This window comes from Vibrio sp. S457-15 (assembly GCF_000960545.1).
Taxonomy (GTDB): Bacteria; Pseudomonadota; Gammaproteobacteria; order Enterobacterales; family Vibrionaceae; genus Vibrio; species Vibrio parahaemolyticus.
The window spans coordinates 151283-170289 of sequence record NZ_JYOQ01000129.1 but is presented as its reverse complement, the minus strand read 5'-3'; the positions used below and the strand labels follow the sequence as shown (position 1 = coordinate 170289).

Below are 19007 nucleotides of genomic sequence, written 5' to 3'. Positions count from 1 at the left end.
CTTCAGCAATAATAGATGAAGTGACGGATTAAGTAATCATTTGCGTCGCTTAATGTATTTCACTGTAGCAAACGCACCAAAAAATATACCGATGATGATTCCTATCAAAATAGGAACAACGACATAAGTATTAATAAGTAATATCTTTTCCATTAATGATTTCCTTATTTAGAGTTTATCGCCAGCTGTTGGAATTGCTGGCAATAGCATTGCCGTACTAGTATCTGGTGAGGTTGTGCCCCGGTCTACGAGAGAGCTAATTTCAGCACGAAGGTATCTATTCGTTTCACATTTGCCGTCCCCGTAGTTCATAAACGCCAAGTAAAAATTTAAGCGTTCAAGTCCCGGTGATGGCAGAGGACACATTTCTTCAACTTCTTCTGAGTTAATCCAGTGAAGACGTTGAAAGCCCAGTTTTATGATTTGAAAAACAATAGCCCTAAGGTGCTCTATATCACCGACAGGAAACGATAGAATGTCGGGGCCATTTGGTCGTTGAGCGTGATAACTAACGTCTAGTAACTGAGCTTTTTTATAGAGCGTTACGTAAGCACAAGCTCCCTGATATGGATGATAATCTTCGGTACAACTCATACCCATCGCCGAACTTAGTCTTTTTGAAAGCTGTAAAAACCAATTGATTTCTTCAGGCTCATAACATCCGTAACACATCACTCTTCCTCACCATGTCTAAATTTATGCATGTTTATAAAGAAAAAGACACGATTTGGCAAGGGGTTATTTTGAGTCAAATGTTTTTAAAAACAATCACTTACTTGGTGTTGCAATACCAAGTAAGTGATCGACATCTATGCATAAAGTGCCTCATCTTATTCACTTTTTAGCATATCTTCCTACCTAGGTAGGTGAAATAACCAATGGATTTACTGCTTGTATTGATACAGCTTTGGAACTGTAAACAAATGAATCAAATCCGAATGTATAATGTTGATTTTATAGCTTAAATTTAAACGTGCTTGTGACGAAAATTTTTTTGGAGAAGGAAGGGGGCGGCGGGTACTAATTGCCCGGAACATTAAGTGATTTGGTCGGCATGCAATCTGCCAATTCTTTAACTGTGATAGATTTCTCTAACATACTAATGCCACATAAAATGAGTTAGTTTCAATTTCTGAGTGAGTGTTTTTTGACCTGTGTTCTGTAATTCAATAGTACCTTACGTTCATTAGTAGCCACATTTTATTGATCGCTGCACAGATCAATACGTTGCAATTAGTGTACAGTTGAGAACTCTACAGATGAAAACGAAGAACCAAAAATCACTCAACTTATGACACATCAAGTACCCTTTTAGGGCGTTTTACGCATGAGGTACAAATTGCGAATGCAATGGGATGTTCGACATTAATACCATCGCAAAGGATTTCCTCATCCCCATTTTGGCGGTAGCTTAAAACTGCCCAGACCTGCGAAAATCCATGCTCTTCTCAAGTGGCGGTTGCAGAAGGAGACCTGTTAGATGACAGCACAACGCTCTTGGACATTTGGACAAAATCTCAAAATATGGCCGCATTTCGTAACTACTTTAGTTCTGAACGCTGTGTAAAGTGTAATCACCGCTCGGTTTGTGTGAATGGTTGTCCAATATTTGACGAACTTGTTGTTTGTGGTCACAGGCAAAGACATTTCAATATTTTAAACGAGTCAAAATTTCGCTGAAAGATTGCTGACAAGGCGCAATGTGAGGTAGTCATAGATTTCTAATTAGAGAAGAATTTAGTTCTTAACGTATTTCTGTCCAGTAACGAGTCAGTAAATTAAATACTGACTCATCTTTGCCCCAAAGTTTGATAGCAATGCTTGGTTATTGACCAAGTTTTTGTTATTGAGCTTCGAAGAAACAGAATGGGGCACTAATTAGAACTCAAACTGACTTTTTTCATAAAAACTATGTTCTACCTTCGCTTCATTGTATTCATATTCAATGCCTTGAATTTCAGTGACAAAAAGGTTGTTTTTATCGAGTTCTAGGGTGCTCTCGCGAGTATCAGTGAAATTGCCTAGATCTGTATCGTCATAAAAATAAGGTAGTTCATTCTGTTCTTTGGAGGCTGATTCTAGAGGTTTATCTTTCCATGTTACAACCCTAGGAGAGAGAGTTGGCTCATCATACATAAACGGATCATGTAGATGTACATCTACTTCTTCATCTGTCTTTCTAGAAACTGGCTTAACCCTAGATGAAGAATGGAACAATACTACATTATGTTGGTTATCAGATTTTTGGGCGGAACTGAAAACTAAGCCGTCGAATGACTTTGATAGATATTCTGCTATAACTTGTGTTGTAATGTACTCGATTTCAGCTTCGTAAGGATGTATAGGCTTCGAAATCTTTTTACTTAACAGCTCTAAGAAGATGGCTTGTTGCTCCAAGTGGTATGTTCTTGGATTAAATAGTTCAGTACGGTCACTAACTACTTCTTGTAAGGCGGACAAGTCTACAAGTCGAAGTTGCTTTATGAGGTCAAACTTTCCAACAACGACGAAACTACCAACATGTGGTCTGACTTCTGTAATTGCTGTTTGCTGTTCTAGAGCACCATAGAATACAGCAATTCCACGCGGGTTCATTCGCCCAGCACTAGCTAAACTGCCCGGAGGTGGGCCCAACTCTATTTCCGGAGATGCCAAAGTTCTTTTTAATGAATCTCTACTACTGTGAACACGGGCTCTAAATAAGCTATGAATATGCTCACTTTGCGAGCCTGCATATACAACCACTGGTTTTCCAGTTTTAGTCTTTAAACTATCTAATCCAGCAAATACTGTATCTAATGTTTTTTCCACTTCTTGATTGAAAAAACGACTTTCATTTTTAATTGACTGCTCCAGATCATGCCATTTATCTTCCCAATTCTGGTCTCGATTAATAGACATATCAAAATGTGGGTCCTCATCGTATTCGTTAAAGCCCGGAACTTCCCATATTTCGTTGATATCTAATGCGTCACATAAATCCAAGATTAATTTCTCTGGACATGCTAACAAATCGCCGAGTGTATCGGACAAGTCCATTCCATCACGGTACCAACCATCTCCATCATACTCTTTATCATTCATGTAGGCAGACTCCCAAGCCTCAGGCTCAGAAGGCGTGATAGAGTAATGCTGGATAAGGACAGTCTTAACAGCACCTAGAAGGTCCTCGAAAGTCATGCACGGAAAAGTCTCTCCACAATAACTACATAACTCGTTGCTATTTTTTTCCATTTGGCTGTGAAGATAGGTGTTTCCAATACATTCTAAACAAATATTTTTATTCGACATATCAGTTGGTTGATTTGTAATTTAAGTGACTATAATTGTACATCTTATCTTGTATTAGAGAAAAGTTCAGGCGCACAAAAGGTAATCAGTTTGTTGCGAACTTAGTAAAGCACAGGCTTAGAGTGATAATTCTAAGCCACTTCTGCCCCTTTATCAGTTAGAGCAAAGGCTCCTTCACATTGTATTTAGCTAAGTTTGCTATATCTAAGCCAATGTTCAAGAGCTTATTGGGTGGATAAACAAAGAAAATCTTCCAGTTATCAACGGACGGACAACAAAAGTCTTACGGTATTTCGGGTTTGATGTGAAGCAATTGAGCGAGTAATGAATTTCAGCTACGGGTTGCTTCGTACTATTGCCTACAATTTCATGCTCCACATAATAAAGTCCCGCTGCGGAATAGTCGCTTTAACCCTATGAATTGAACGTACTTTTCATATGCGATAGAATGCTATGCGATCGGAGGGGCTTTGGGTGAATACGTTTGCATCTCCAATAACTTATACAATTCTCACTGCGGAGTGTTACCAGATTGGCAGAACAGTTAAGACGAGCACAGGTTAACGATACTGTTAAAATGAGCCTACTCTCAGAAGTTCAGGGGAAATGCCCTCTGTGTCGAAAGAGTCTTATCAAACGAAAAAAAGCATCAAATGTTCCTGTGCGGGTGTTCGATGTGGCACATATCTATCCGCTAAACGCTACCGCCCGTGAGATAGAGCTGCTAGCAAATGAAGAGAAACTCTGTGAAGATATTGACTCAGAGGGTAACTTCATTGCTCTTTGCAAAGAGTGCCACAAGATTTATGACACTAAGAAAACTGTTGACGAGTATCGACAGCTAGTTGAAATAAAAAAAGCAGCCAACAGAATACGCGCGCTTACCGAGACTTGGGACACTCAGACCTTACATAAAGACATTTCTATTGTTGCTGAGAAAATTGGTCAACTAAGCCAAGATGAATTAGCAGATACTCAACTCTCCTATAATGCACTGAAGGTATCAGACAAAACGGATAATACTTTTGGTGCCATTAATGAAATGAAAGTTAATACGTTTGTTATTAACTACTTTGCTCATATCAAAGAATCGCTTAAACGCCTTGAGATGCAAAGAAAAGCAAGTTCTCTGTTCATATGCAATCAAGTAAGAACTTTCTATACTGCGCTACTACTTCAAAACTTTAGTCAAAGTGAAATTTTTGAACACATGTGTGAATGGTTCATGGTAAATACAGGAATCAACGAAAGGACTAAAGCCGAAGTGTTAGTTTCTTACTTCATTCAAAACTGCGAGATATTTTCTGATGATAATGCCGAATAAGATTATATCAATTGATGAAAGCGGCATTTACAAAGCTGCAAAACTAATGTCAAAAATTGATGGTGATGTGGAAGTTACAGAGTTGTACTCGAAAAATAAAAGGCTCTTTGCTGACATCCCAGATTATATTGAAGCTCTAGATATTCTATTTGCTCTCAAAAAAATAGATTTAGATTTAAATAACGGAGTAATTAAAATTGCTTAAATCAATTGGTTGCGAAAAGATTGTAGAAACAACATTAACTTTTCAACGTGGTTTAAACTCTGTTGTTGGTGCTGATGATGCCCATAATTCAATTGGAAAATCATCTATTTTAATGTTGATTGATTTTGCTTTTGGCGGTGATGACTTTCCGACAAAGTGTGATGACGTAATAAAAAACATCGGCGATTTTGATGTTGGAATGGTATTTGAATTTGATAAGAAATATTCTTTCATTCGAAACACTGGCACCAGTGATGATATCTATTACATTGAAGAACAAGAAGTTCTCACGATAGAAGAGTTCAGAGGCTTTCTTCAGAAGATGTATGGGATCGACAAGCATGCTCTCTCTTTCCGTGAGTGTGTAAGCGGATTCTATAGGATCTATCAGAGAGATAACTACAACGATAAGCGACCTTTGGACAACTTCCCCAAGGAGGGATGGGCATCAATTAGAAAACGCGTTCTTAAGCTATTTAATGAATACAGTACTATCTCAAAACTTGAACAAGATAAGAAGATAGAAACAGAGCACAAGAATGACATCAAGGGAACTTTTAACACTGGTGCTATCGCTAAGATTAACAAAACAACATTTAAAAAGAATGAAGTTAAAATCTTAGAGCTTAGAGAAGTCATTGCTGGCATTAAGAAAGCTCTGGAAACTAATGTCACTGACATAAAGTCTGTAATAAGCAAAGAGAATGCAGAACTTAAGAAAAATAAAGACTCTCTTATTGACATGAGAATTAAGCTAGAAACAAGCCTTAGCAGGATTGAAGACAGCCTTTCAAAAACAAAACTGAAAAATAGTAAGAGCTTTAATGAGTTAGTAGAGTTTTTCCCAGAAATAGATCAAGAGCGTTTATCACAAGTTGATTCATTCCATAATGGAATTAGCAAAATAATGAGAAACCAACTTAATGAAGAAAAGCGCTCTATTATTGACAATATCAACAACATTGATAAAGAGATTCAAACAATTGACAAAGAGCTTCTGAAACTAGTTGATTCAAAAGAAGAGTCCGTTTACCTGCTTGAGAAACTAATTGAGCTTGATCGTCTTGAAAATGATTTGACTCAACAGAATGATTTCTGGCAGAAAGATGATGAAGTCAAAGAAAAGATCAAGTCAATTAAGTTAGGGATTAAAGATGCTCTTGTCGACTCTATTGAACGAATCCAAAGCACTGTAAATCAAGGGTTGAAGAAATACATCAGTAAGATCTATTTGGAAAACCCAATTAGCCCAGAGCTTCACATTCTAGACAGTGACTATAAATTCGAGAGAGGTGATGATAGAGGCACTGGTAAAGGATTTGCTAATATGATCTCACTCGACCTGACTTTTCTTGAAGAAACCTGTCTGCCAAGCATTATCCACGATAGTCTTTTATTTAAAAACATGGATGTAACATCAATAGAGAATCTAATTTCTACTTACTCAAATTTTGATAAGCAAATTTTCATTTCTATTGATGAGGTTTCAAAGTACAAGGAAGCCACAAAGGAACTAATCAGTAATTCCCAATTCATCAAACTAGACAAAGATCGTGTTGCCTTTGGGATTAAGTGGAAGAGTAAAAACAAGTAGATAGTTTAAATACCCAAGAATAGAGGCGTTGTTTACGCCTCTATTTTATATTGCGGCACCTCTAGGCTTAATTTTGCCATACGCGCGGTAATTAATCATTTGCTAAATTAGTAAAGTCACTGACAAAGTTCTGTCCAGAGACGTGTTACAGCTGAAATGCGTAACATTTACCCCTATCAGCTATTAGAAGAATTGCTAACAAGGCCAAGCATTTAACTAGTCAGGACTAACGAATTTGTTAAATACCCCTTCTTTTTTTATGTTCACATACGCCATTAGTCATTAACTAAGTGAACATTAAGGTATTGACGAGGATACCTTAATGTCCACTTAATCGGCGGGGCACACAAAGGTACCAAGGTGACGTGTTACACTCGGCGGTTTTGGTTTGAAGTTCAGCTGGCTTGGTGAGTCAATCAACACTCTGCTGGGTCATCACCGACAATAACTAGCACTGTTAGTTGCTGAAGGTCTGTAAAGAGCGGCTTTGCAGGGGGGCGCATGCTGCGCACTAACACTGCCAGAGAGGTAGTGTACATCAGCTTCGCTGGGTCTCGGGCGGATTCACGTTCAGTGACCCCTTAGTGTTCTTTTCGCCCTTATATGCCGCTATGCGGCATGGATACGCTTCACTGTCTGGCGCACCATTTTCTTACGCTTAATGCGCTTTAAAGACCTATGGATAAGCTCTTGGAGGTAAGTTTGGCGTCTGTGGCCTTTGTTACCTCCCGTCACAGCTTGAATGAACTTGGCCTTGGTGCCAACAATATGAACCTCCACTTCTGCTCGGGTGATGGCAGTGTAGAGCCATGACCTGTCAATCAAGCTACTGTTGTCCAGTGCAACGATAACCACAGGGAACTGTGAGCCTTGGGCTTTATGCAGAGTGATGCTATATGCCAACTGTAGCTCTGTAATAAGCTGCGGACTCAGTGGTATCAGCTCTTCTGCCTCAAGGGTTTTCACACCTCCATAACCAGCGTCATCCCATTGAATAGAGCTTAGGCCACCTAGTAACCCATTCTGGATGCCCAACTTGATGTGGTTCTTCGTGAAGATTACCGGATCAAACTGACGGAAGCCCGATTCAATGGTGCGCCCAACGTACTCATAGGTGAGCGTTGGCGAATGAGCATTGAACAATGCCTGACAATTGGCGTTTAACGCCCATGTAGTCTTGCGGGTTGCAGATATCATCTGGCTTCGACCACGGTTGTGCTGGTAAATCTCGATACACTTATCAACGATGTCAGCTTCGCGGCACTCATGGAATCTGACATTCAGGAATGAAAGCTCATCTGGAACCTTGCCACTCCTGATAACTCGCGAGTATTCAGGAATACCAGTACTTTCATCCTGACGTTGGACTTGGTCAAGCTCAACACATGGCACAACACGAGATTGGATAAGGTCATAGAGAATCTTGCCTGCACCAATAGGTGCAAGTTGCTCATCATCACCAACAATCAAGAACCGTACCTCAGGACTGGTGTGGGTGACGATCCGGCTCATATTTAGCGTATCTACCATCGAAGATTCATCAATAACCACTAGGTGCTTCAGTGGGTTGCCTTCCGCATCTTCACTGCGAAGGTCAGGATCACCCAAGAATCGTGTAATGGTCTTGGTCGGAATCCTTATGGACTCGAACAATCGCAATGCTGCTCGCCCAGATAATGCGATGCCATGGATGGTGTAACCTAGCTTTTCAAAAGCCCTCAGAACCGTTCTCAGTACCGTCGTTTTACCCGTACCAGCGCCTCCCGAGATGATGGAAACCTCGTTTTCCAAGGCGGAAAAGATAGCTTCAACCTGCTTGGGGGCAAGGCGGAAAGGAACCTCTGCCATGGCGGTATTAATCTTTATCGGGTGCTCATCAGTCCATTCTGACTTACGCTTTAAGAGAGTGCTGAATCGCTCTGCAATAAGGCACTCCATCAGGTAAAGGGAACCATGGTGGTATGTGCCATTCTCACCACGTCGGAAGTTCAGCATCTTTTCCGACTGCACCAAGGCTTGTTCGGCCAACTCAGTGCTATCCAGTACCTTTGCTATACGGGCAATGATTTGAGAATGGTAAGCAAAGGTACGGCCCCGTGGCACTACATCCTCTGAGAGCACTTGGTTTACTGCGGCGACCAAACGGTTTTTATCATCCAGAGGCTTGTTGAAGGTTGATAGCGCCATTTTATCGATGTCAGCAAACTTCATCCCCAAGCAGGTGAGCTGGTATGGATTATCAGAGATAACCTCTGGCGGGGGCGGCATCTTCACTTCCTTGGTTTCCTCACCATCCTGAAGCTCCATTACAGCCGTCATTTTGAAGAAGTTGTGCTGAATCATTGGGGGGATTCGATGCTTGGCAAACCACGGTGCATACTTGAGGTTTTCGTACTTCTTGAAGCCCTCTATAAGCGTTATGGCGTTTTCTTCTGACACCAAATCAACAGCGGTTAATTTCGCGATATCACCATCCAAGATGATTTTCAGAGCTTCATTTTCGTACTTATCCCAGATGTTGAATAACCGTGACGCCCCAATCATTGGAAAGTCATCCGATTTGGAAACGAACTCTGTTACCTCTTCCAGAGTGTTAGGCATCATAAACTCAAGGCATTGAGGCTCTTTGTAGTGGAAGATGTGCTTAACCGAGTTGTATTTCACCTCGGTGTAGTATTCAATCTGACCATAGGCTTGCCAGTATTCTCCTTTAGCAGGGATTGAAGGTAGCCCAAAACAGGTCGTATTAACCTTTACCTGTGATATAGCAGTGTGCTTATTCCGTTTGTCACGCTTGTTCACCGTCCCACGCATAAAGCATTTATTATTTCGCTCATCATAATGGACGTAGGTGATCCGAAAATACATACGAACATTGCCACTAACGAACGGTTTATCTGCTGAATACGGAATATTCTTAGGTATTCCGGTCATGAAAAGAATCCTTCTCGGTAGAGGACATCCTTGAACTCATCGAACCGCTTAAGCTGAATATCTTTTTGATAGAGATGCTGTTTCAACTTACTGATTTCCCCGTTAAGGCGTGCAATTTCAGCATCTCTAGGATCAAGGAATTCAGACTCCCCAGAGCCAGAATTATTGCTTTTACCAGAACTGGTGCCTTCGACTACCTCTGAAAGCCAGCCAGCTTTGCGCCACTTCAGCTCCATACGCCTCAGCATCTTGGTTGCCTTCGGGTTTTGGCCTGTGACTGCTCGTGAATTAACCCCAGACTGCGCTTTAAATTTTTGTCTGTTAACCTTGCCGTTGTTATCAAGCTCCATAATGGATTCACGAGTCTGATCCCTAATCCAAACCCTCAGTTTTTCCAAAGTTTTTTCGGCAGGGGTTAGCTTCTTATCCTGTTCATTCCCTTGATTTTTCTTGCTCATTTGCCGTTCCTTTTCCGCTCTGTCAATTCCCGAATCAGGTCATCTGCTAGAAGGTCTTCAACATTCAAAGTAGTGGCGTTGTCCACGTACTCAATGATGTCAGCAACTGCCAAAATGTTTCTCTCATACTTAGCTTTAAAATCATCAAGCTCTGCATCGAGGCGATTTGCCTTACTGATGTAGGCAGCACCAGTTCGCCCCTCAGACAACATGGCTTTCTCTTCTGGGGTTAGCTCACGCTTGCCATCCTCATGGTTGTTATGCTGGCGAAGTTTGTATTCATTGATCATCTCTCTGCGGGAACTCAGGGTGCTGATGCCGCCTTTAATGATGCCTTTTGCCTTTAGTCTAGCGTGTACTGTCGATGGCTGAATGGGGGACTGCTCAAGCCCCTCACGTACCATGGCTTGCAGCTCAGCCTTGATGTAAGCATCAAGCTCTTTTCCCTGAATAACTTTGTCATCGACATTACGACTGCGTGGTGTCTTAGCCATTGTTTCCTTCCTCATTCGCTGCATCTCTTTCCATTCGTTTTTGCTCAATGAAGAACAGGTCAGCAAGAGTTTTCGGTGTTTTACCAATTAACATTTGTTCATTAATCCGCTCGATGATTTTACCGAGAGGGTTATATTTATCTTCCGATAGAAGGGACACTAGTTTCTTAGCATTCAGAGCATCGACAGCCTTACTTTCAAGTGCCTCGAACACTATCAATGCTTCTTCCTGTTCATTTAGAGCCAACTTGAACGAAGGGTTTTCTTCGTAGAGCTTACGAAGGTCTATGACTTCTCCCTTCTTAGCCTTTAAACGCCGTGAGACCTCATCAGTTTCGCCCATACGACCTGTAAGGGAGAAGTAGCCACAAGGTACACCAGACTGGCATTTCATCGCGTGAGGGCAGCCCCAGCGACCCACATCTCTTGTGCAGGCACCAAACCCTAGAGGGTGCAGTTTGGCATGACGTTCCAGTAATTCCTTGGCTTTAGCGGCCAGATTTTGCTTCAGCAACTTGTCGTGAGCACTTTTCAAATCAGGCAAGAAGTTGTCAGACATTGCACCTTCGAAGTAGTGGGCTATTTCGTCGGTTGTCTCACCAAAAGTCTGCATATTCTGCTTGAGGTTGTGCTCCATACTGAGCTTGGGATCGACCATTATCGAAGCTGATGCTTTGACGTTGGCAACACCTGTATTCTTCTGACTTTTGACTGACTTCGCCAAAGCAGCCATACGGCGACTAGCCTCAGTTTTTGGCGCTACAGGCACCTCCGGTTTTGGCTGTGGGGTCGGTTCTCCATCAGTAAACAGGGGTAACTGTTCATCTTTTGTTAGGGATTTCTTGTTCTCCTCATAAGCCTTTTCCAGCGAAGTAACAGCTAGGGAAGCCGTTTGGTATGACTGAGATTCGGCTTGGTGCTGATAATGCTTGTTCTGGGTAATATCAACACGTCCCATCAAGATAGCTTGGATATGGTCGGTAACTCCAGCAATTGCCAAGAAGGTGTTGATGTTATGCCTTGGAACATTCTTTTTGATGTTGATACGAGAACCATCATCTTCAAACAGGTTGTAATAATCGAAGATAGACTTCCTGTTTTTGGCACCGCCAAGCCATGCCTCAACTGAGTGCTCATCCAGTGGTACAAGGTGCATCAAAGAAACGAAGTCGTTGTCGATTCCAAAGCTGCCCTCAGGCACAATGAACATCAAATCCTCATAGTTGAAATGCTCCCAGTCGCCGCCATTCTTGGCTGAAATGACACACTGATGCCCGTCTTCAAAGTTTTTGGTTTGGGCGTAACGTTGGTAGACGTAATCATTCAACTGTTCCTTGGTGTAATACCAATCTTTTCGTTGCTTATGAACAGGGATGACCTTCGGTTCATGCCCAGAAAACGCCTTGATAGATGTTCTGATACTCTTGCCAAGGTCTTTACGGGAACCACCAGAACCAGTGAACATGACGCCTTCCAGCTCACGACACTCAACCCACTCATCAGGAAGCTCTGTGATCTTGCTTGGCAGCATATTGGTGAAATTGGACTCCCTGAAACCTTTTAGAGTTTCTCGGAATTCAGCCGTAAGTTCTTCCATTGATTTGTAGATAGCCTCAACTACAGGGTAAGTAGATGGTGCCAACCAGTGAATTCGCCAACCAGCTTGCTTAGCACCAAGGTATTCAATACCTAGTTTGTAGGTAGGCCAACCTTGATCGATTGCGTGCTGTCGCTTGTCTTCATCAGTAATATCTCTCTTGACTAATGAATCCATATTCATCAGCATCATTTCTTGGAAGCGGAAGCCACAGATGATTGCGAGCAGTAGCATATTGTAAAACACACGCTGATAGTCATTTTCAGCTAATGCTATTAGTTCAATGACACACATGAATGCACGGATTGAGATCAGCTTTTTATCGTCTGTTTTATCTGGATCTGCTTGTTCAGCCTTACGCCTTTCTTTGGTGCCGTTGGATTGGTTGCGATAGGGGTGCTTGTTCTCAACCTCAATATTCACTAGGAATAGGTTATACCTGCGCAGCCTCTTGATAGCAGTTACGGCTACATCACAATAATCACTTAGATTAGGTGCGCTCTTAGTGTTCTCCTTGTGACGATCCATGGCAGCATGAATGATGTCGGCTGTAAGGTACATAGGGTGAGTCTGACCCGTTTGTGTGACCATTTCCCAATACCAGCGTTTCATTACCTGCAATGGCTTATCCAATGTAGACCCGGAGACAAGTGAATCACTTGAGGTCACCATTAGCATTTGGTAAGCACGCATAAAGCCTTGATACTCTTTGGAGATTTCCATTTTTGAAAGACCTCTAGTTCGGCTGCTGATTTCATCGAACTTAAAGGCATGGTCTTTGGTCTCCTTAAGCCATGCGACGCCTTTCTCACCAAAATGCCAAGAACCTGCGTCCCAGTCCATCTTGCCTTCAGCATTGTAGGCAATAAGACGCTCGTTAAACTTACCGCGAAACTTCTCGACATAAGCATTTAAGTTCTTCATTTGCTCAAGCATGTATTACTTTCCTTCCTGTGTTGCAGCCATTTCAATGCGAGCGATAACTTGAATTACATGTTGCTTACGGCGAGTCAGTTCCTTAAGCAAAGGGTGATTAACTACAGCAGTGTCGTCCGCCACATTGCGGACTTCTGCTAGCTCATCATTGAACGAGTCAAGGACATCGTGATGTTTACCGTCAGTGAAGGGCTTAAAGTATAAGCAGCCATAGCAGGCACGGCCTTGAGAGAAGGGGCAGATATCCTCTTCATAATCACAACCGCCAAGGTGGTGATGGAGTTTTCCACCGATTGAACCAGCGACCCTGCGACCTGTCCATTTACTGCTGTGTACAAGGTTTCCAGTTAGCATAAGCACAATCATGTTCTTGAATACCGGGTTACGACCTAGAGCCTGTTCACGGATATCAGCCATGTCTGGAGTAGCAGCAATATAACGTTCAGCGACAACAACAGATGAATGCCCCAAAATGTAAGCAATCTCGGTGGCGCTTGCACCATTCATCGCCATAGAATGACCAACATTGTGGCGAAAAAGACTAGCTGTATAGACAGGCAGCTTGTAGTCTTTATTTTCCACTGCTTTTTGAATTTCTTTGGGAGAGAATAGTAGAAGCATTCGCTTAATAGCGTCATTAACTGGCTTATTAGAAGTCGATTTTTTTTGTAGCAGGGCATCTTCCTTGCCAATATTAGCAAGGCGCATGTAAAGCATGACTAGCTTCCCAAGCTCCTCAGGGATAGCTACTCGAATCCGCTCAATGGTTAGCTTTGATTTCTTGGCATAGGGGATAAGAATGGAGAAGCGGCTCCCATGTTCATTCTTGGTGTCAATAACAAAATCACCTCCTGCCATCTTATCAAGCTGAACTGGTCTCGACCCAACATAATAAACGATCCCTGTAATTACACAGTCACGCAACTCATCAAGGTTTAGGACATTTTTGATTTTCTTTAATTGAGCAATTTTCTCGTCCTTGGTCTTCAGTGAAGGGGTCAAGTAAGACGCCCAACGCTGTATACCATTTTCGATCATTAGGCACACTTCTTCAGGAATTACCATGTCTAGGTTTTGGTAAACACTCCAATTGCCGTTCCTCGGTCGTGGTAGCTCCAGCAAAAGCTCTTCCAAATCTTCCTTGCCGTCCGTGCTTTTAAAAAACTTCAGACGGTCAAGTTTACGCAAAGCAAACAGCGTGAAGTAAAACTGCTTGTTATCTGCATGTTTCCTTTTTACCTTGGCAACAAGGGCGTATAATTTGGCAAGCAGGTTGTCACGCGTGACAGAACTGATGTCAGCAAACGTCATTGCTAAGCCAATAGCAAAGTCGTCAACAACAGAAGCTGAGTTTTCCTCAATATACTTGAGTGAGATAATCTTAATCAGCTTGATTGTTTCAGGATGCAACTTTTTGAAATTCTTACCTTTAGAGAAAGGGATGCTCTTGTTTTCTCCTGAATACCGGAAGCGCCAATCGTTATGAAGATACAAAAAATGATCATCAAACTCTGTGGCACTTTTCAGGAAAACCCTGCTAGGCAACTCAGTTGATTTAATCCAGTTGAGTTGCTCATGAGTGAACAGGGGAGTCGACTGTTCCGTTTGAATTTGGTCCCGCATAACAGCGCTATAGGAATTCATCATACCCATCATCTTCTAATACGTTGTAGGTGTATTCTGTCACTTCGTTTATGGCTTTCGCTTCAGGAACAACCATATATTGGTCAGAACGGATTGTTCTGCCAAGGTTAGCTTGGTTGGCAACCAGCTCGATAAATCGCTTGGCGTACATTAAAGGCATATTACTTGTAACCGACCATCCACCTAAGGCGCGGAGTTGCTCTACGGCAGCATCAAGCTCTCCATTCATCCTTGCTCTAATGCCAAAGTCTTTTGCCATCATCACTGACTCCTTTAGGAGTGCGTTATAGATGTACTCAAGCGTTATATAAGCCCAAGTATGACGCCCAACGTGTGGAGTTAGGGTCACCATGTAGTCGATGTACTTATTCTTCACGGTACGGTAGTAGGGGTGAAGTTTGATAAAAGTCGGATCTACCTTTTTCTTATAAAAAGTCCTGATTGCATCGTAAGTTAACGGAGTTAACTTACCTGTTCCTTTGATAAACAGGATGCCATGGTCATCAAAGCCTTTTTCAATGAATAGCGGATCACGGAAACTCTCGATATAAATCGAAATCATCGTGTAGTCATCTTCAGTCAGTTCAATTCGCCGCTGAGAATGCAAGGTCTTCAGTGAAGGCGGCCTTTTCCTAGGGTCATCAACGTTATCAGGCAAGTTTTGCACGACCATGATGTAATGAATGTTGCCCCGTGAATCAGGCAACGATGGCCCAATGCAATCCTTCGTCAATAACTGTGTTTCACCAACACGCAAACCGTAGTTGTACATCAGCCTGTGAATGATGTAATTGCGGTATTGCTCGAACCCTTCTTTAAATGGATTCTGTGGGTTAATTACAGCCTCATAAACTTCCCCTGTATCCACGTCGGTGAACTCAGGAGTGGAGGGGAGAAGCATGTTGTTCAGCTCAATATTCTGACTATCAGTAATACTCTTATATCGACTGGCTGGCTCTTCCTTCGACACTTCAACCTTATTGAAGACCTTTATCTTGTCTTTAAGGTTTAGGCGATTCGCCTCGTGGATCTTATGGGCTTCACTTGGCGACATATCCTGAAAACGGACATTCATATACCGATAGTTGAGGTATTTAAAATACTTCCCAATACTTCTTACATGACCGCCATAGGTGATCTTATTGTTCTTGGAGATTGCTGAGTGCAAGAACCCAAGCCCAAGGATATCTTTCTCGTTGTTGAGGTGCTGCTTGCCAAGCAGGTAGTTGAAGAAGCCATCTAGCTCATCAATAAAATAAGCAATGTTGTATTTCTTCAGGTAAAAGTCGTAATCAAATGTCCGCTTGTGCTTCTTGTAATAATACACATAGAAGAATCGCAACGAGCTCAAGATGTTTTCCTGAGTACCTAAACGTTTCTTACTTAGCTTGTTCAATCCATAAATTGTAAGGAACATGGATGGTAGGGTGGTCTCGTCATCAACCATGACATGAGTTCGCTGTCCGTTCCTTGAGATATGTAAGTTGGTGTATGTCATGAACCTAACGAAAGCCCTCAAAATATTTAGTTTAAAATCTATGTTTTGTCACCAAAATAATGTGACTCTTAACTTCCAACCACCTCAAAGCCAGCAAAAATCACCGTCACAGTTCTCCTCCTTATGCATGTACTAAATCCTCCACAGATTGCTTCAACAAAATATACGATAAGTATATAAACCCAAAATTAGCAATCATTGCAAATTTATAGCCCGCCAAATCCCTATATACAGAGTATTATGTGGCACTATAGCTAAATTTTGTGACAGCGTAATGGTTAAATGTGCTAATTGGACGTGAGTTTTTATATGTAACAAGGCGAAAATATTAAATAGACACAGAGATTAGAGTTACATCGTTATTTGCATTGTTTACGCACTCGAACCTAAACAATTTATTCGAAAGAGCGTTGGCTTTAAGCAGAGTTATGCCTTTAGGATTGCAGATAACGTGAGTTTTCGTATTTGCAGTGTATTGGTTGGATGTGGGTGTCCACATATTAAAATTTGGCTTTTGAGGTCAGAACATTCTTAGGGATGCATTATAAAATGTCGAGAAATCACTATACGTGCAGTAAAACTGAATCAGAGCTAAACAAAAACAATACATCGGTGTTGCTCGTGTGCTTTGTTTAATCTATAGCAGCAAAGCAATGTGCTTGCAGAGCTTGTTTTCTGTAGCTCTTGGTAATAAGTACTGAACTTGAAGGGCAAGGCAAACTGACCATTTGCAGCAGTACCTTAAAGTAAGGTGTTAATTACCTATTTTATGGTAAATCAAGAATACTGTTAAATATACAGAATTACATGAACCTAACAAAAACCCAAAACTCCAATGTATGAAGTTATCATAAACCCATCACATAAAGTTGGTAAGGGCTTAGAGAGGCGCTAAGTCGTTGATCTTTGACTCCTCATGAACCTAACTTAAAACCCGACATATTTAACATAACACATATAATGCGCACTAAGGCTGTAAGGTTATTAAAAGCTTCTGAGTTAATCCTTTTAAGTTCCCCATTAGATAACATCTCAAAATCAAGTTAATAAATTAAATTTTGGGCGGTCTTGCCAGATTCGCTATTTCAGTGAGATGATTGAAAACGACGAGATTCTTATCTCGTAAATAAAAAAGCCCCGAGCTGCAACTCAGGGCTTTCATTCTTCACAATAAGGAGACCTTATGGATCCGGATACGCTCCAAGGTGTTGCAGCTATTATTGGTTCACTAGCAACACTAATCCTTGCGCTTAAGAGCAAGCGCTAAACCTCCAATCCTCTGAGGTGATCACACTCACTTCAGAGGTTTTGGACCAAAAAAGTCCAAATTCAAATCAAGTGTAAGTAAGCTTACATATCAAGTCAACAACACTTACCATTGAAGCCCTGTGTGAACGTTCCAAAGATTTACTGCATACATGTTCCGCTTAGTGTCTTCCCAAGTAACCTGATAAACGCAGTCACCCAAAACCTCAAATTGAATACATCAATTTTATTGAACTTTGTTGAGCAAGGTGTGGGATTAGGCGTAATACCCAACTACCTATTAAAAGGCAGTAGTCATCAAGAACTTTTAAAAGTTACCCATACATCCAGCACAGAAAAGTCAATGTATGTCGCCTACCCCTATCAAAATCCATTACCGAGAAAGCTGGCAGAAATTTCATCTTTCATAAGGTTAGAGCTCACAGCGATATTAGGTGAAAAATAACTATAATTACGGAGTCACATCCAGTTGGACTCACTCATTTGAGGTCAGCCGAAAAATGACAAATAACACTCAAAAATAAAGTTAATTTGTAACAAATTGTGTTAGCAAGATTGTCAATTCAATTATCTCAATAGAGGAATGATGCTTTGCGTCACAGAGATCGTGGTAAAACATATCCTCGGAAATGCTTCTAATGAATGCATATCACGTTAAATAGTGCATCAATTGACTTTAACTAAAACATAAATCTAGTACAGCCCAATAATCAATTGATTTCATAATCTGCGAGCGGTATGGTGTTTGTGACCCCCATAAAAACAAGGATATTGGCTATGGATAAATTACTGGCGTCCGCTTTAGAAATTAAACAGCGCACCATGGTTACTGGCCTTTTTGCAAAGAACGGGTTCAAAATCGCCATGACAGATTTTGACGATGTAACTTTTGAGCGAGAAGGCGTCCAAGTTAACGTACATTTTGACATGGCTTCAAATGCTGAATCCGTTTCTGTTTTGTCCAAAAAGCCATTCTCGTTAACTCGATAAACGATATAAGCCGAACTAGCCTTTGGTTCGGCTTTTATTCATCATTGTTTAATCATCTAAGTACACGACTAGCAAATCAGCTTCTATGGCGTTCGCAAGCTTAGGGACAGAAGAAAAGAAACGACTCAACAAGCTATGATGATGGCCACATACAACGAGATCTATCCCTACTTCCTTCGCAATTCCGGAGATCTTGATGTGAAGATCACCAACCACAACCTTACTGTCATGGACTTCGTAATCACACTCGTCAGCAAGCTTTTGTAATGCATTCTGCAACTTTCGTTCTTCTTTCAACTCTAGAATAATCTTATCGACATCTACATAGACTAAGGAAAGCTTACTTTTTTCATCTTTCGCTAAAGAAACTGCTTTATCGATGACTTTTTTGCTGGAATCAGTAAGGTCTACCGCAACCAAAATATGTCCATAACTCATTACGTTCTCCTATTTAGAATGGTACTACTTTTAGTCTAGCTTATCGAATACACTAAACATCGGCTTACCCGCCGATATATAAATGAAAACATCCAAATCCCCATCTCTAAGAGCTCAGCTGTTCGAACATATACCCCTAAGCCTCTCACTAAACATTACGCCGTAACTTAAGTTTACTTGTAAGCGATGCTGTAAAACTAAGTCCGTAGTGGCTCCTGCCTCTAAGCGCTCTGAAAATCTAGATTAAAGATCATCAAAAACTCTGCCGCAATTTTAATGATGTAGCCCCTGGATAAGCAGTTCTGATACACCGTCTGCAAGTACTTACTGTCTTTACA

13 protein-coding genes and 1 pseudogene are annotated in these 19007 nt (G+C 41.4%); 5 read left to right on the top strand and 9 right to left on the bottom strand.

All coding sequences use genetic code 11. The annotated features are described in order from the left end of the window. Window positions 1-168: 168 nt before the first annotated feature. Entirely contained in the window at window positions 169-672 is a 504-nt protein-coding gene (locus tag UF05_RS14435) for a hypothetical protein (protein WP_031829302.1), read from the bottom strand. A gap of 1206 nt (window positions 673-1878) precedes the next feature. Further along, entirely contained in the window at window positions 1879-3234 is a 1356-nt protein-coding gene (locus UF05_RS14430) for an RES domain-containing protein (RefSeq protein ID WP_260834204.1), read from the bottom strand. A gap of 589 nt (window positions 3235-3823) precedes the next feature. On the opposite strand from UF05_RS14430, the gene UF05_RS14425 reads away from it, so the two are divergent. The 3 genes from UF05_RS14425 to UF05_RS14415 are packed head-to-tail and all read left to right on the top strand — an operon-like array spanning window position 3824 to window position 6414. After that, a complete protein-coding gene (locus UF05_RS14425; RefSeq protein WP_031829304.1) occupies window positions 3824-4615 on the top strand; it encodes an ABC-three component system protein in 792 nt (263 codons plus the stop codon). Then, on the top strand, window positions 4605-4820 hold the full coding sequence (locus UF05_RS14420; RefSeq protein ID WP_127891323.1) for an ABC-three component system middle component 7: 216 nt from the start codon (window positions 4605-4607) through the stop codon (window positions 4818-4820). The genes UF05_RS14425 and UF05_RS14420 overlap by 11 nt, the downstream gene beginning before the upstream one ends. Beyond that, on the top strand, window positions 4813-6414 hold the full coding sequence (locus UF05_RS14415; RefSeq protein ID WP_031829305.1) for a DUF2326 domain-containing protein: 1602 nt from the start codon (window positions 4813-4815) through the stop codon (window positions 6412-6414). Before UF05_RS14420 ends, UF05_RS14415 begins: the two co-directional genes overlap by 8 nt. Before the next feature lie 609 nt (window positions 6415-7023). On the opposite strand, the gene UF05_RS14410 is transcribed toward UF05_RS14415, so the two are convergent. The 6 genes from UF05_RS14410 to UF05_RS14385 all read right to left on the bottom strand — a co-directional run bounded on the left by UF05_RS14410 (window position 7024) and on the right by UF05_RS14385 (window position 15924). After that, the gene (locus UF05_RS14410) at window positions 7024-9216 is read right to left on the bottom strand and encodes an AAA family ATPase (protein ID WP_197065584.1); all 2193 of its coding nucleotides are present in this window, start codon (window positions 9214-9216) and stop codon (window positions 7024-7026) included. Between the two features lie 128 nt (window positions 9217-9344). Then, window positions 9345-9806 (bottom strand): hypothetical protein, encoded by a 462-nt coding sequence (locus UF05_RS14405; protein ID WP_031829308.1) that lies wholly within the window; start codon window positions 9804-9806, stop codon window positions 9345-9347. Next, window positions 9803-10300 (bottom strand): hypothetical protein, encoded by a 498-nt coding sequence (locus UF05_RS14400; protein WP_031829309.1) that lies wholly within the window; start codon window positions 10298-10300, stop codon window positions 9803-9805. Before UF05_RS14400 ends, UF05_RS14405 begins: the two co-directional genes overlap by 4 nt. Further along, complete coding sequence (locus UF05_RS14395; protein ID WP_045545405.1) at window positions 10293-12833, bottom strand: hypothetical protein; 2541 nt, start codon at window positions 12831-12833, stop codon at window positions 10293-10295. Before UF05_RS14395 ends, UF05_RS14400 begins: the two co-directional genes overlap by 8 nt. A 3-nt stretch (window positions 12834-12836) precedes the next feature. Further along, window positions 12837-14480, bottom strand: a complete 1644-nt coding sequence (locus tag UF05_RS14390; RefSeq protein ID WP_231583874.1) for a site-specific integrase — start codon at window positions 14478-14480, stop codon at window positions 12837-12839. Next, entirely contained in the window at window positions 14464-15924 is a 1461-nt protein-coding gene (locus tag UF05_RS14385) for a site-specific integrase (RefSeq protein WP_231583873.1), read from the bottom strand. The genes UF05_RS14390 and UF05_RS14385 overlap by 17 nt, the downstream gene beginning before the upstream one ends. Before the next feature lie 1531 nt (window positions 15925-17455). On the opposite strand from UF05_RS14385, the pseudogene UF05_RS26560 reads away from it, so the two are divergent. After that, a pseudogene (locus UF05_RS26560) lies at window positions 17456-17686 on the top strand (LysR family transcriptional regulator); the annotation flags it as partial. Window positions 17687-18018: 332 nt separating this feature from the next. Then, window positions 18019-18231: a hypothetical protein gene (locus UF05_RS14380; RefSeq protein ID WP_005479370.1), complete on the top strand. Its 213-nt coding sequence runs from the start codon at window positions 18019-18021 to the stop codon at window positions 18229-18231. 48 nt (window positions 18232-18279) lie between these two features. Here the strand turns inward: UF05_RS14380 and UF05_RS14375 are convergent, their stop codons facing one another. Further along, complete coding sequence (locus UF05_RS14375; RefSeq protein WP_045545404.1) at window positions 18280-18669, bottom strand: universal stress protein; 390 nt, start codon at window positions 18667-18669, stop codon at window positions 18280-18282. Between the last annotated feature and the right edge of the window lie 338 nt (window positions 18670-19007).

Excerpts from the sequence above, each read along its gene's own strand:
- UF05_RS14400 (WP_031829309.1), bottom strand. The coding sequence starts at position 10,300 with ATGGCTAAGACACCACGCAGTCGTAATGTCGATGACAAAGTTATTCAG.
- UF05_RS14405 (WP_031829308.1), bottom strand. The coding sequence starts at position 9,806 with ATGAGCAAGAAAAATCAAGGGAATGAACAGGATAAGAAGCTAACCCCT.
- UF05_RS14385 (WP_231583873.1), bottom strand. The coding sequence starts at position 15,924 with ATGGTTGATGACGAGACCACCCTACCATCCATGTTCCTTACAATTTAT.
- UF05_RS14375 (WP_045545404.1), bottom strand. The coding sequence starts at position 18,669 with ATGAGTTATGGACATATTTTGGTTGCGGTAGACCTTACTGATTCCAGC.
- UF05_RS14395 (WP_045545405.1), bottom strand. The coding sequence starts at position 12,833 with ATGCTTGAGCAAATGAAGAACTTAAATGCTTATGTCGAGAAGTTTCGC.
- UF05_RS14390 (WP_231583874.1), bottom strand. The coding sequence starts at position 14,480 with ATGATGAATTCCTATAGCGCTGTTATGCGGGACCAAATTCAAACGGAA.
- UF05_RS14420 (WP_127891323.1), top strand. The coding sequence starts at position 4,605 with ATGCCGAATAAGATTATATCAATTGATGAAAGCGGCATTTACAAAGCT.
- UF05_RS14435 (WP_031829302.1), bottom strand. The coding sequence starts at position 672 with ATGTGTTACGGATGTTATGAGCCTGAAGAAATCAATTGGTTTTTACAG.
- UF05_RS14380 (WP_005479370.1), top strand. The coding sequence starts at position 18,019 with ATGGATAAATTACTGGCGTCCGCTTTAGAAATTAAACAGCGCACCATG.
- UF05_RS14430 (WP_260834204.1), bottom strand. The coding sequence starts at position 3,234 with ATGGAAAAAAATAGCAACGAGTTATGTAGTTATTGTGGAGAGACTTTT.